Raw genomic sequence first — 13,867 nt, 5'->3', positions numbered from 1 at the left:
TAGCTTATTTATTGCCATAAATGTAGCATATTATTATGTGCTATGCATAATTTTGCCTCATTTCTTACACATTACTATAAAGAAAAAATATGGCAAACCGATCTTTGCTCAAAATTCATTCAACCAAGCCAAAGTACGCACTATTGCCATAAATTTTTTATTGAAATCCGACCACTTCTCAAAAACGTATAAAAATCAACCAAAAAGCACTTAACATTAACAATTTTTTCATACTTCAAAATTGATTACAAATCTAGATTAATTCAAGTTTCCAAATAAATTTACTATTCACATTTTTTACCATTAAGAAATTAACAAAATATTAACAATAAAATAATAAATTACAAAAATATAACATTGGTTTGTTTGAATCTTAAATTTGTAGCATTTACATAACTTTCATAAAGATCTAAAATACACTCCATTACGCAGTAGATGTTATTGCGTATCATTACCAAATGGAAATTAATAAAATTTCTAAACTATTATATATACTTTATTTTAAAATAAAAGGAGACTCAAATCATGTTATCAACTCTAACAACAAAAGCTTACATTGCTGTAACTGAAGGTTTTCGTTCATTTAAAGAAAACCAAAAAGGTGTGACTGCTATTGAATACGGCTTAATTGCTGTAGCGGTAGCTGTATTAATTGTTGCTGTGTTCTATAGCAAAGATGGCTTTATTCAAAAATTACAAGCTAAATTTGGTGACTTGACAAAAGCTATCGAAGGCGCAGCTACTACTATCAAGAAATAGTAAGCATACAAATATCCTTATGTCTTTTAGACATAAGGATATCTTTAGTCCATTATGAACATTAAAGACTTTATTCGATTTTGTCAGCAACAAAAAGGGATTACCTCAATTGAATATGGCTTAATTGGTTGTGCAGTGGCAGTATTTGTTGTATTTGTGTTATACGGTGATAACAGCTTCAGCAAAGAAACCTTAATAAAATTTGAGCAATTTGCAAACTTAGTTAAAAGCGCACTTTTGACCGTTTCGTGATCCTTTTAATCAGTTGCAGATATGTACAAATAATAATTAAGGTGAATTACTTTTATGTTGTTATTTCACTTCCGTTCTATTTTACTTGCCGCCATTATTTTATTGTTAATAAGGCTTTCTTGGACAGATCTCCAACAACGTATTATTAGTAATCGAATCATCGTAGCACTGGTATGTGTAATTATCCCATTCAGTTGGCTTACACATAGTACGTTCTACTTCTTACCGGCGTTACTTTGCTTAATCATCGGTTTTCTGCTTTTTTTATGTAAAGTAATTGGTGCCGGCGATGTGAAATTACTTTCTGTCTTGATGTTGGCTGTCCCCACAGAATATGCCCCATATTTTCTTTTTCTAACTGCATTATCAGGGCTGATACTCATTATTATCGGTAGCTTGTTCTTTTTTCGTTCTATTCGAGAAAAAGGGCTCCCCTATGGGATTGCAATTAGCTCGGGCTTTTTAGCGACAGTCGTGCTATTTAGCCTATAACGATTTATCACTTAAGGAAATAGACAATGAATTACAGGGTACTATTTATCACCTCTCTTTTCATTATTCTTATTGGGTTTGGCGGGTTGTTTATGTTGCCGAATTTAAATACAGAAAATTCAGAAACTACTGTAGAAGCCCCCCAACAAAATGATGTGCAGAGTTCATCTGCAGAATCTACAGAAATAGCGGAAAAAACTATTACCGTTATTACATTAAACCGAGATTTACCTAAAGGCTCTCTTCTGCAATCAGAGGATTATTCCTTATCTGAATTAAAGGTAGGAGAAACAGATCCATTAACCGAGTCAGATCTTAAGCCTCTGCTTGATAGCGTAGAAAGCCACTCCTTACAAGGTTTTTTGCTCTCGGAAGATACACAATCAGGCTCTTTACTTAATCCTAAACTATTAATTTCACCTGAAGATCCTCGTTTTATTTTGATGAGTATTGATTCAACGGAAGAAGTTGCTTATCGCATTTATATTCGCGATACCGAACAATATCTATTGGATTCACTACGTGGTGGAGATGTTGTTTCTATTTATAGTGTACAACAAGATCTTGCTCATCAAGAAAGAGAACAAACTTCAATGACAAAATTGGCTGATAACTTCAAAGTATTACAAGTAAAAAAATTTACTCAAGAAGATACAAAGAATGAAAGCTCAAATAATAAAGATTATCTAGGCTATGTGAGCATTAAGATGAATGCACAACAAGTAAAAGAATTTTATTCGCTAGATAAACAGGCCAAACTCATTGCTCTGCCAATGGGTACTAATACTCAAACGATAAATCATCGTGGAATGTTTATTCGCCAATTAAGAGGAAAAAATAATGCTAATTAATAAATTCCAAAGAGCAGCATTCTATTGTGCAATGTGTAGTTTGTTTGCATTACCTAATCATATTTCTGCAAAAACATTTAATTTAGAACAAGGGCAAAGTCAATTAATTAAGACTTCACAGAAAATTGATACTATTTTTGTTTCATCACCGGATGTTGCAGATTATGAAATTTTAGATGACAACACATTTATGCTTTATGCCAAAAATGAGGGTAAAGCAGAAATTATTGCATTTGATAATAACGGTAATGCTTTAACAGAAGATTTTGTTAATGTAAACAATGTAATAAATAACATTTCTGCAACAAATGAACAAATCCAAACTCGTTTTCCGGATAGTGGTCTTTCCGTTAAGAAAATTGGTAAGGCTTATGTTATTGAAGGTAAAGCTAAAAACTCAATTGAAAGTGAAGAAATTAACCGCATTGTAGGCGAAGCCTTAGGTTCTCAGAAAAAGGTGATCGAAAAGAAAATTAAACATGATAACGCAGAAGAAGAAGTCCCTTTCTTGAATAAATATCAATATGATGGGGTTATCAATAATGCGAATGAAGAAGCTGCAACTCAAGTTAATGTGAAATTAACTGTTGCAGAAGTGAACAAAACTTTCTCTGATGCAATCGGTATTAACTGGAATAACTTAAGTGGTAATTTCTTCAAAAATTTAGGCGGAGCCTCAATTAGTGGAGGCTTTGGTAATAAGGGAGGACAATTAGCTTTAGTTAATTCCAATAATCTAAATGTTCTCATTAATGCATTAGACAATCAAAATAACGGCAAAATTTTAGCAGAACCAAATATTTCTATGCTCTCCGGAGAAACTGCCGATATTTTAGTTGGCGGCGAAGTCCCTTTTGTACAACGCAATAAAGATGGTGAACTCAATATTCTTTATAAAGAGTTTGGCATTAAATTACTTGTTGGTGCAAAAGTACAAAAAAGCGATCGTATTCGTTTAATTCTTTCACAATCTGTCAGCACAATTGCTGGAAATTATGAAATTGAGAATAACTCTATTCCTATCTTTAATACTCGTCGTTCTAAGTCAACCTTTGAAGTAGGTAATGGTGAAAGTTTTATTATCAGCGGTTTATTGAATAAACAAGACCTTGAAGGAGTGAAGAAAGTACCGATTCTGGGAGATATTCCGATTTTAGGAGCATTTTTCCGCAGTGCAAATTCATCTCGTGAAAGTAAGGAACTTGTCGTAGTTGCGACAGTAAACTTAGTAAAACCGGTTGATGGCTCACAAATACTTTATCCAACATTTGAAAATACCGGAACAATGGAAAGATTTTTTAACAGTACATCATTAAAAAATGTTTACCACAAAACACTAACGTCTAACTTCTTAAAAAATGGTGGTTTTATACAATGAGAAGATTATTAACCTTATGTAGCATTTTAAGTTTGTCGCTACCCCTTTTTGCCAAAAATAATACTGAACTTTTAAGTAATACTCGACCGGCTCAACCAACTAATAGTGAAATAGTTACTCATAAATCTCTAAATATAAAACGTTTGGTTTTAGCCGATTTTTCTGCTGTAGCAATCGAAAATTTGCTTACTGAGATTAAACGCCATGCAACTAGCACAAAAGATGAACAAACCATTCATCTGATCTCTTTAGAAAACCGAGCAAAAGACTTAGCCAAAGAACTAAGTAAACGCCTTAAATCCGAAAAAATAAAAAATATGATTTATGTAGAACATCGAAAAACTACAAACAGCTTATATCCTCTTTATGTAGAAATTCATCAAACAGCAAGAAAAATGCAACCTTGCAAAGCAGATACGGCAGAAGATCATATGAGTTTTGATCCATATAAGGCTTGTACATTAAAGCACAATAACAAGCTACAACTTATATTTTAAATTACAAAAGGATTACTATGTTACTACTCGATCAAGAAAGCCGTACTGTTGATAGCGTACGTAAAATAACGGTTATTTCACAACAAAATCAGCTAAATAACCATGTTGCACAACTTTTACGGTCCCGTGGTTTAGAAAATATTGAGTTAATTAATATGGATTTTTTTGCGGCAGATAATTTATCCATTTCTGCCGAAGAAACTCTAGGAGTCATTATCGATATAGGAAATAAAACGCATCTTACTGAAATAACCGATCGCATTCACAGTATTGTGCCACAACACGTATGGTGTTGTGTAATTGGTAATAGTGACTCTATTTCTCTTGCTCAAAAGTTACTCGAACAAGGTGTTCTTTACTTTAATACAGAGACTCAATTAACCCAAATGGTAGAGCGTATTATTACAGGCGTAAATATACCGCTTATTCGGGATACTATTAAAGTGAGTATTTTAAGTTGCAAAGGTGGTATTGGTGCAAGTTTTATTAGTGCTCATATTGCCAATACCATTGCAACGAAGAAAAAAGTTCCTGTATTGCTTGCTCAAGGAAAAAATGGTTCCCAGGACCTTGATTTATTATTCGATAAAAAAATCCAAAGCGATGTTGTTCAAAGTACAGAAAATCTTGACTTATATAAAGGAGCTCCATCTCAATTAACTACGGATACATTGAATAAATATAATTTTATTGTTTATGACCAACCTATTTTTAATCTAGGTAAAGAATTTTATTCTGATATTCAAAAAGAAAGTAATACCTTTATCTTAATTGTAGAGAGAAAAATCAGCTCATTACGGGTTGCTAAACAATTCTTAGATGAATGTGAACGGCTTAAAAATACTTCAGGGCAATTAATCCGTACTTTCATATGTATTTCAGATCATAATCTTGAAATATCAAAACTGATGGCGACCACTGATATTGAACGCTTATTAAGATGTGAAGTAGATAGTGTAATTCCTTATTCTAAACATATGACATCTAACGATAAAGTACTTAATGCTAATTTAAGTCGCAATGGAAAGAAAGAAATTGAATCTCTCACAATGAAAGTAATAGGTATTCTATCTCGCCAAAAAGTTAAGGTACCTAATAAAACAGGGACATCTTTCTTAAAGAAACTTTTTAACTAAACATTATTATGCTAACAAAAGAACAACAAATATTTTTCCGTTCTGAATTATTAAGTAATCTGGATATAGAGAAACTAGATCAAATCCAAAATGAGCGGATAAAATTAATTGAAGAACTAACCCAATCTCTTCAACGTATTTCGAGTAACAGTAATATTTATCTTACGCCACAAGATGCTAATTATATGGCTGAAATTGTTGCCGATGAAATTGATGGCTATGGGCCAATTAGAGAATTAATGGAAGATGAATCTATCAATGACATCTTGGTAAATGGTCCTGATAATATTTGGGTTGAGCGTGCAGGTATTCTGGAAAAAACAGATAAAACCTTTATCAATAACGAACAATTAACAGATATTGCTAAGCGTTTAGTCACACGTATCGGACGACGAATTGATGAAGGAATGCCATTAGTAGATGCTCGTTTACCTGATGGTAGCCGTTTAAATGTGGTTATTAAGCCCATTGCAATAGATGGTACATCTATTTCTATTCGTAAATTCTCTAAATCGAAGAAATCATTACAAGATCTTGTCAATTTTGGCTCAATGACACTTGATATGGCGAATTTCTTAATTATTGCTGCGCGCTCTAGAGTAAATATTATTGTTTCAGGTGGAACCGGCTCAGGTAAAACGACACTTTTAAATGCACTTTCTAACTATATTTCTCATACAGAACGAGTACTAACGTTAGAAGATACGGCTGAATTACGCTTAGAGCAACCTCATGTTGTTCGTTTGGAAACGCGTTTAGCAGGTGTAGAGCATACTGGTGAAATTACAATGCAAGATCTGGTTATTAACGCATTACGTATGCGCCCGGAACGTATTATCGTTGGTGAGTGTCGTGGAGCAGAAGCATTCCAAATGTTACAGGCAATGAATACCGGACATGACGGCTCAATGTCTACTCTACATGCCAATAACCCACGTGATGCAACTGCACGTTTAGAAAGTATGGTAATGATGTCGAATGCCTCATTACCTCTAGAAGCAATTCGCCGAAATATTGCCTCTGCAGTAAATATTATTATCCAGGCATCTCGTTTAAATGATGGCTCACGTAAAATTACTAATATTACGGAAGTAATGGGTATGGAAAACGGCCAAATCGTTTTACAAGATATTTTCTCCTATGAACCAAGTAAAGAGCGTGATGCAAACAATAATATTATCGGTAAATTTATTAATCATGGACTTTTAACACGTTCTGCGGTTTACCAAAACGCTCAATTGTTTAATTTAAGTAACGAATTACAACATATTTTTAAGGAGCATGGATGACTGTTCTTTATTATCTTGTGTTTACCTTCGGTATATTGTTATTCATATTTACTGCTTCAGGTTGGATTAAAACCCGTAAAAAAGTTAATGCCAGAGAAACAACTTTGAGTGAAAAATTTACTCATTTGATAAAAAAAATCAAGAAAAGCATTAACTTATGGATTTATTACTTCATGGCAAGTAATAAAGATAATTTGGTTAAAAACCTTATTATTCATTTCGCTATTTTTGCCGGCTTGTATTATTTAAATGCTTCATTTATTCGTTTTGACAACCAATATTTCCTAATTGCAGAAATTCTTGCTTTTATTCTGATTGTATGGAAATTGGGAAAACGTCGTAATAAAAAAATGTTTAATGAGAAATTTCCAGAAATAATACAAGTTCTTAATTCTGCAACATCATCAGGCATTAGTTTACTACAAGCACTTGAGCGATGCGGTAGAGATATTACAGGACCTATAGGTGAGGAATTCCAAATTATTTATAAACGTTTAGCTCGAGGTGAAGACGCTATGGCAGTATTCAATGATAGCTATTCACGCTACCCTTACAAAGAATTTTATTTCTTTATCAGCATTGTTCGAACCAATCTTTCCAGAGGTGGGCAAATGCGTGAAGTTATTTCTCGTTTAGGTAGAGCAATAGCTGATTCAAATAAAATGGAACAAAAAAAGAAAGCAATGACATCTGAAGCTAGAATGTCTGCAGCTATCGTTGCGTGTTTTCCTATAGGTTTTTTCTTCTTTATGAAAATCGCCACTCCAGAGAATTTTGATTTTCTAATTAATAACCCCTCTGGACGTATCATCCTATACTACGTTATAGGAAGCGAACTTTTAGGTATGTTTATTATCTGGTGGTTAATGAGGAAATCTACATAATGAAAATCATATTATTCTTTTTACTGATTATTTTACTAGGCGTCTTCATTTTTATAATGGCATTTTCTTATAAGAAAAAGATTGATTATCACGAAGAGATACTAGCAGGTAACCGCCCTAAAGAAAACAACGAAGAAGAAAGACCAAAAGGCAAAACGAAACAGCAAATTGAGCTGGAATTATTACTGGTTAATCACAGCCCTTTACTTAAGTTATTAGGGCTAATTGATAAAAATATTAAAATAAAATTATTTGCCATTTTATTTTTAACTTTTATTAATTACTTAATTAATAAAGATCAAACTGCGTTTATATTAGGTTGTGCATTTATTATTGTACTTACTATTCTAATTCCAAGTATTGTAATTAATACAATTTTAAAAAGTAAAATTAAACGTATTATGAATGACATTCCCGGTTTTATCGACTTAGTTGCAGTAAATGTTCAAACAGGTATAGGTGTTGAGTCTGCGTTTAAGCAAGTCGCTATAGATTTTGAACATTTAAATGCCGATTTAACTTATGTCATCTTACGAATTATTCGCAAAGCGGAATTAACCAACTTTAGCGCTGCACTGCAAGATCTGGCAATTTCTTTACCAACTAAAGAAATTCGGATGTTCTGTACAGTAATACAACAAAGCTTAAATTTTGGCTCTTCGCTTTATGAACATTTAACACAATTGTCTGCCGACATTCGTGAAATGCAATTACTGGTAATGGAAGAAAAGCTTGGAACACTCTCCGCTAAAATGAGTATTCCTCTTATTCTATTCATTATGTTTCCAATCATTATTTTAATTGTAGCACCTGGTGCAATGAGGGTTTTACCAAATGTCTTATAAACTTATAAAAGTTACTTTTGTTTCTGGTTTATTACTAACTTTATCTGCTTGTTCAACCTTAAATCAATCTTCACATAATTTGCCTGAACGCAAAGCAGAACAGGAAAAATTGTATGAAAACACAAAAAATTACAGCGCACTTATTTCAATGTATCGAGATGAACTAAAATTAAATCAAGATCCATTGACACAATTTAAACTATCGAAAAGTTACTATCATCTGGGAGACAGTGCATCCTCACTTATCTACCTTGAACCTTTACGATTTAGTGCGCACCCATTCAATCAAGATATTGAATTGCTCTATATCCGTAATAAAATCCAATTAGGTCAATACCAAGATGCCTATTTAGCTGCCACTGATTTAATTCAACTTGCTCCTAGAAATAGTGAAGCCTATAACCTAAGAGGTATTAGCTTAGCTCAAATGGGAAAACTGGCAGATGCAGAGATCGATATAAATAAAGCACGTGAGCTATTTATTAATGATATCACCGCTATTAATAATATCGCGATGTTAAGCATTCTAAATACTGATTATCGTAATGCAGTCAATTTACTATTACCACAATATTTAAGCGGTTCTAAAGATCCTCGCCTAGTTCATAACTTAGTCTTTGCGCTGGTTAAAAGCGGTGATATTGATTACGCATTAGATATTATCCGTAAAGAAAACTTAAATACTTCGCCTGAAGATTTAGTCAATGCACTCAAAAAAACCGAAAAATTGCCTAAAGTGAGCATGAATAAATGATGAAAAGATCTGTATCTCGTTTTATTTCTAATATAAAAGGTACATCAACAATTGAGTTCAGTCTCACGATTGGACTCTTTGTTCTCGTCCTTTTTATGATTGCGGAAGGCTGCCGAATTGCACTGCTTTCCTCCTACTTGGATTTATCGATTTCAGAGGCTTCGCGTTTTGCCAAGAAAAATCCTGCCAGAAGTAACTATCAAGAAATATTTACACAAAATATAAAAAGCCCAGATAAGCTTTGGACATTTCTCAACCAAAATGCCATTACTGAAGTAACAGTGCAATATGCAAATAATTTTGATGATCTGGTCTCCGGCAAGCTTCATGGTAGTTCTGTCGGCTCGCCTTTTGCACAATATACTTTTAAGTATAAATATACACCTTTATTTTTCTGGGTGTCTAAAACTGCAGTTGAACCATTATTCACACGTAACATTGTAGTCCTTCAAGAATATGAAAAAGATAATAAAACTCCTTAAAAATAACCAAGGGTCTGTAACAGTTGAATTTATATTTATTTTCTTCCTGTTCTCCATATTACTTATTTTCCTAATTGATGTTGCGATTTTGCAATCAACAACGGGAAAATTACAACGTACTTCTTATTCCATACTCAACGTAGTAAAAGAACGCAATATCTCCGATGGCGGTAAAGAAGAAGTAACTGAAGAAGATGTAAAAAAACTGAAGAAACTTGCTGCACGTTTAATGGGAGAGTCAGATGAATCTCTTATTGATGTAACTGTACACTATTATGGATTTGAATCAATTAAACCTCAGAATCCGAATGGTGACGCTACTCGTCCGCCAAAGACAACCAAACCGTCGTCAAAAAATATTTCAACAAACAGTAATAATTGCAAATCTGCTTATACAACCAATATTACAGATGCATCCCCTATTACCGAAAATTTTAAAGGTTCAAACCGTTATGCTTCCATTTATCATGTTACGGTATGTCGAAAAATGACGAATTTATTCAAAGGGCTAACCCTAGCAAAAAGTGACTATGAGTCAGGTTTTTTAAGAGCTTCAGCCTTAGGCGTAGGTCGCTAATCTTATTTTTAGAGGATTGAGCTTATGAAAATAATATCACTATTTCAAACTAAACGTTTTATTCAAGACGAATCGGGTGTCTATACCATTATGGGTGGCCTATTAGCACTCCCTATTCTTGCACTTATTTTCGTCTCTCTTGAAGGCGCTGCGATTATTCAAGATAAAGCACGCCTTGCCGATAGTCTAGAACAAGCTGTTTTAGCACTGACCGCTGAAAATAACAGTGGGCGAAAGGCGACTGATTATAAATTATCTGGCGGTAATACAAACAATGACGGCTTTAATATGCATTCCGAAGTGGGAAAACGCGATCATCAAATCACCAAAACTTTTGTAAAAGTCTATCTCCCTCAAACAAATGAAGAGAAAATGCAATTAACGCCGGTCTGTACAACAAAGCATGAAACAAATAAAAAAGGGCATACAAGTTCAAGTGAAGTCACTTGTACTGTTGCCGGTAATATTGATCACCTTTCATGGTTTCCACTCACTGTAGGTAATATTACTGTTATCCCCCAAAATGTATCTGTTGCCAGCGAGTCCAAAGCATTCAAAAAGAATAGCTTTAATATTCCAATTGACCTAATGGTTGTAACCGATTTATCCGGTTCAATGAGATATGATTTAACTAATACACGTGAAGTCAATAATGGAAGCAGTAAACTGGGAATATTAAAATCCGTGCTTGAAGAATTGGCTGCGAAATCATTATTTAGCCCGGAATCTAATGATAACAACCGTATTGCAGTTGCACCTTTTGCACTAGGTGCACAATATTCAGATAATCAATGTATACTTCCATTTGTATTAAAAAATGATCAAATATATTCTTATCGAAGAGCTTATTATACTTCTAGTGAGAGTATGAAAAAAAGTATTACTAATTATTTATCTGGTTACTATCGGCATGAAATTGATAGAATCAAATTTGCACACAGCTTGGCTTATTTAGTTGATATCAAAAAAACCATTGAATCCATTGGAAAAGAATATCCTAAAGATCCGATTATTTTCAACAAAAACAAACTTTGTTTAGGTGAACGCAATAGAAATAGCCATAAATGGTATAATAAAAATGAATCAAGTCAATTTTTTACTTTAGTAGAAGGACTTCATGCTGAAGGAAGTACATTAGTCAGCTCAGGTTTGCTTACAGCAGCAACAATTATGCTTAAAGAAAAAAGCCGGACTGAAGAGTTAGGAGAACAGACTAAACGGGTAATTTTAGTTTTATCTGATGGTAATGATGAGCTAACTGCTGGTGATAAAGGCACTCCATTTACACAATATAGTCGAATTACCGAAAACTTTCTTTTAGGTCAGGAAGAAGTAACTCAGAAAGCTAATAATAATCAAGACTTTTATGACAAAGATAGACGTTATGTAGGCTCACTTCCACTTTATTTTAAAGATGAAACTCAACGTAGAAAATTATCCTTAAATGCATGTGATCAAATTAGAGAGAAGCTAAATCAACATAATAGAGATCAAAATACTAAAATCGTGTTTGTTGAATTTGGTTATTCTTCAAAATCCAGAAATGCTTGGGAGAAATGTGTAGGGAAAAATAACTACTACTCTGCCAATAATAGGGAATCTCTCCTTAATTCATTTAAGCAAGCAATTGGGGAAACCGATGACATCGGGCGTAGTATAAACTAACTCTCTTTAACAACAAGCGGTTGGATTTGTAAAATATTTTGCAAATCCAACCGCTTGTTGTTAAATAAAGTTTAACTTCCTTTTAATTTATTCGGCAAAATAGTTTGAAATAACTCTCGGCTCTTTAGTGGCTGAGAACCTAAATAAGGTTTTAATGCAATTCGGGTAAAGCGTTTTGCTGCCTGTTGAGTAGACTTTTCCGAAAAATCCAGCTCGGCAAATGCCAGCAGATCCCGCCCTAAAAAACTATAATTATTCTGCAGTAACGAGGCAATAAAGCCCTCATTTTCTCTAAATTGATAGCTCATATCCGCATCTACCGCCAAACCTGTTGCCGCACAATGAGTAAAATCCACACCATAACCAAGTGCTTTTAGGGTCTGAAATTCAAAGGTGCGTAAAATCGGCTCGACCTCTTGCTGAGTGGCTAACTGAGTGATGCAGGTTAAATAATGTTGAAAAAGCGTTGGGTAAGCGGTCTGATTTTCCAATACTCTTGCAAGTACTTCATTGATATAAAAACCGCTGTAAAGTGAAATAGTATTCATCGGCAAGGTTAACGCTGCCGGTTCTGCTTTGGTTAAAGTTTTCAGATCACCCTTGCCTGTCCAACGAAGCAACAACGGCGTAAAAGGCTGCAATACCGCCTTCAACGGCGAACGAGAACGCCTTGCCCCCTTGGCAAGTAATGTGATCCGCCCGTGATGTTCTGTAAAGAAATCCACAAGCAAACTACTTTCGCTGTATTCTCGACGGTGAAGTACAAAGGCTCGTTGCCATTGGTCTGTGGTCATAGTGTTCTTACTAATTATGAGGTTTTAATACTTCTGCCAAATCTCTCCCTCCCCTCTTTGCTAAAGAGGGGGGATAGATCACCACAAATTTTAAATTTATCTGGTCTTCATTACGCTCTTAAATAGCCCAATGAATACAAATAACAAACTGAATGATCACCCCTCTTTAGCAAAGAGGGGAGGGGGAGATTTGATCAAGATTTCAAAATCAACTTCAGAATATGAGCAGTTTTAGACTACTCGTCCATATACCCCAAACTTCTCAACGCGCGTTCGTCATCTGCCCAGCCAGCTTTGACTTTCACCCAAAGTTCGAGGTGGACTTGGTTGTCGAACAAACGTTCCATATCTTTACGGGCTTCAATACCAATGGTTTTGATTTTTTGACCACCGGCACCGATTACCATTTTTTTCTGTCCGTCACGTTCAACCAAAATCAAGCCGTTGATCTCATAAACGCCACGTTCGTTCATTTTAAATTGTTCAATTTCCACCGTTACAGAATAAGGTAATTCTTCGCCAGTGAAACGCATTAATTTTTCACGAATAATTTCCGATGCCATAAAACGTTGCGAACGGTCGGTGACATATTCTTCAGGGAAATGATGTTCACCCGGGCGTAGTGACTCACGAACAAATTTTTGCAGAATATGAACGTTTTTGCCACGTTGAGCCGAAATTGGGAGAATCTCCGCAAAATTGAATTTTTGTGAAAGTTCGGTAATGTGTGGCAATAATTCTTCCTTTTCTTTGATGTTATCGATTTTATTGATCGCCAACAATACCGGGGCTTTGGATGCACGCAGTTTGTTCAGCACCATTTCATCATCCTCTGTCCATTTTGTGCCTTCCACTACGAAAATGATTAAATCCACATCGCCAATTGCTGAGCTTGCCGCACGGTTCATCAAACGGTTGATTGCTCGTTTTTCTTCAATGTGAAGCCCCGGAGTATCGACATAAATCGCTTGATATTGATCTTCGGTATGAATACCAATAATACGGTGACGGGTGGTTTGCGCTTTACGTGATGTAATTGAAATTTTTTGCCCTAAAATTTTATTTAATAAGGTCGATTTCCCAACATTTGGGCGACCGACAATAGCGATAAAACCGCAATAGGTTTTTGCTGGGGTTTTGGTTTGTTCTGTCATTTGGTTTTCCTTTTATATAAGTTCCCCTCTTTAGAAAAGAGGGGTTAGAGGAGATTTG

The 13,867-nt window shown here is 34.5% G+C and carries 16 protein-coding genes; 14 read left to right on the top strand and 2 right to left on the bottom strand.

The window, feature by feature from the left end:
- The first annotated feature begins 525 nt into the window (after positions 1 to 525).
- The 14 genes from A6B41_RS04785 to A6B41_RS04720 are packed head-to-tail and all read left to right on the top strand — an operon-like array spanning position 526 to position 11,861.
- Entirely contained in the window at positions 526 to 759 is a 234-nt protein-coding gene (locus tag A6B41_RS04785; protein ID WP_027074765.1) for a Flp family type IVb pilin, read from the top strand.
- A gap of 54 nt (positions 760 to 813) precedes the next feature.
- Positions 814 to 1,011 carry a Flp family type IVb pilin gene (locus A6B41_RS04780; protein WP_032847487.1) on the top strand — a complete coding sequence of 66 codons (198 nt, stop codon included), beginning with the start codon at positions 814 to 816 and terminating at the stop codon, positions 1,009 to 1,011.
- A 54-nt stretch (positions 1,012 to 1,065) separates the two neighbouring features.
- Positions 1,066 to 1,503 carry an A24 family peptidase gene (locus tag A6B41_RS04775; RefSeq protein WP_050436793.1) on the top strand — a complete coding sequence of 146 codons (438 nt, stop codon included), beginning with the start codon at positions 1,066 to 1,068 and terminating at the stop codon, positions 1,501 to 1,503.
- A gap of 26 nt (positions 1,504 to 1,529) precedes the next feature.
- Positions 1,530 to 2,354: a hypothetical protein gene (locus A6B41_RS04770; protein ID WP_027074768.1), complete on the top strand. Its 825-nt coding sequence runs from the start codon at positions 1,530 to 1,532 to the stop codon at positions 2,352 to 2,354.
- Positions 2,344 to 3,732, top strand: a complete 1,389-nt coding sequence (locus A6B41_RS04765) for a type II and III secretion system protein family protein (RefSeq protein ID WP_027074769.1) — start codon at positions 2,344 to 2,346, stop codon at positions 3,730 to 3,732. The genes A6B41_RS04770 and A6B41_RS04765 overlap by 11 nt, the downstream gene beginning before the upstream one ends.
- Entirely contained in the window at positions 3,729 to 4,229 is a 501-nt protein-coding gene (locus tag A6B41_RS04760; RefSeq protein WP_027074770.1) for a hypothetical protein, read from the top strand. Before A6B41_RS04765 ends, A6B41_RS04760 begins: the two co-directional genes overlap by 4 nt.
- Before the next feature lie 17 nt (positions 4,230 to 4,246).
- Positions 4,247 to 5,365, top strand: a complete 1,119-nt coding sequence (locus tag A6B41_RS04755; protein WP_027074771.1) for a CpaE/TadZ family protein — start codon at positions 4,247 to 4,249, stop codon at positions 5,363 to 5,365.
- Between the two features lie 8 nt (positions 5,366 to 5,373).
- Positions 5,374 to 6,654: a CpaF family protein gene (locus tag A6B41_RS04750; RefSeq protein ID WP_027074772.1), complete on the top strand. Its 1,281-nt coding sequence runs from the start codon at positions 5,374 to 5,376 to the stop codon at positions 6,652 to 6,654.
- Positions 6,651 to 7,538, top strand: coding sequence for a type II secretion system F family protein (locus tag A6B41_RS04745; protein ID WP_027074773.1), 888 nt, complete (start codon positions 6,651 to 6,653; stop codon positions 7,536 to 7,538). The genes A6B41_RS04750 and A6B41_RS04745 overlap by 4 nt, the downstream gene beginning before the upstream one ends.
- Positions 7,538 to 8,383, top strand: a complete 846-nt coding sequence (locus A6B41_RS04740) for a type II secretion system F family protein (RefSeq protein ID WP_027074774.1) — start codon at positions 7,538 to 7,540, stop codon at positions 8,381 to 8,383. Before A6B41_RS04745 ends, A6B41_RS04740 begins: the two co-directional genes overlap by 1 nt.
- Positions 8,373 to 9,137, top strand: coding sequence for a tetratricopeptide repeat protein (locus A6B41_RS04735; RefSeq protein WP_027074775.1), 765 nt, complete (start codon positions 8,373 to 8,375; stop codon positions 9,135 to 9,137). Before A6B41_RS04740 ends, A6B41_RS04735 begins: the two co-directional genes overlap by 11 nt.
- Entirely contained in the window at positions 9,137 to 9,619 is a 483-nt protein-coding gene (locus A6B41_RS04730; protein ID WP_027074776.1) for a TadE/TadG family type IV pilus assembly protein, read from the top strand. Before A6B41_RS04735 ends, A6B41_RS04730 begins: the two co-directional genes overlap by 1 nt.
- A complete protein-coding gene (gene tadF, locus A6B41_RS04725) occupies positions 9,594 to 10,196 on the top strand; it encodes a tight adherence pilus pseudopilin TadF (protein WP_027074777.1) in 603 nt (200 codons plus the stop codon). Before A6B41_RS04730 ends, tadF begins: the two co-directional genes overlap by 26 nt.
- Positions 10,197 to 10,220: 24 nt before the next feature.
- Positions 10,221 to 11,861 carry a tight adherence protein G gene (locus A6B41_RS04720; RefSeq protein ID WP_027074778.1) on the top strand — a complete coding sequence of 547 codons (1,641 nt, stop codon included), beginning with the start codon at positions 10,221 to 10,223 and terminating at the stop codon, positions 11,859 to 11,861.
- 71 nt (positions 11,862 to 11,932) lie between these two features.
- On the opposite strand, the gene recO is transcribed toward A6B41_RS04720, so the two are convergent.
- Entirely contained in the window at positions 11,933 to 12,655 is a 723-nt protein-coding gene (gene recO / locus A6B41_RS04715) for a DNA repair protein RecO (protein ID WP_027074779.1), read from the bottom strand.
- A 236-nt stretch (positions 12,656 to 12,891) separates the two neighbouring features.
- On the bottom strand, positions 12,892 to 13,809 hold the full coding sequence (gene era / locus A6B41_RS04710) for a GTPase Era (protein ID WP_027074780.1): 918 nt from the start codon (positions 13,807 to 13,809) through the stop codon (positions 12,892 to 12,894).
- Positions 13,810 to 13,867: the final 58 nt, after the last annotated feature.

Source organism: Mannheimia granulomatis, from assembly GCF_013377255.1.
In the GTDB taxonomy this organism is placed as follows: domain Bacteria; phylum Pseudomonadota; class Gammaproteobacteria; order Enterobacterales; family Pasteurellaceae; genus Mannheimia; species Mannheimia granulomatis.
The sequence above is the reverse complement of the archived record's forward strand: the minus strand, read 5'-3'. Positions and strand labels throughout refer to the sequence as shown.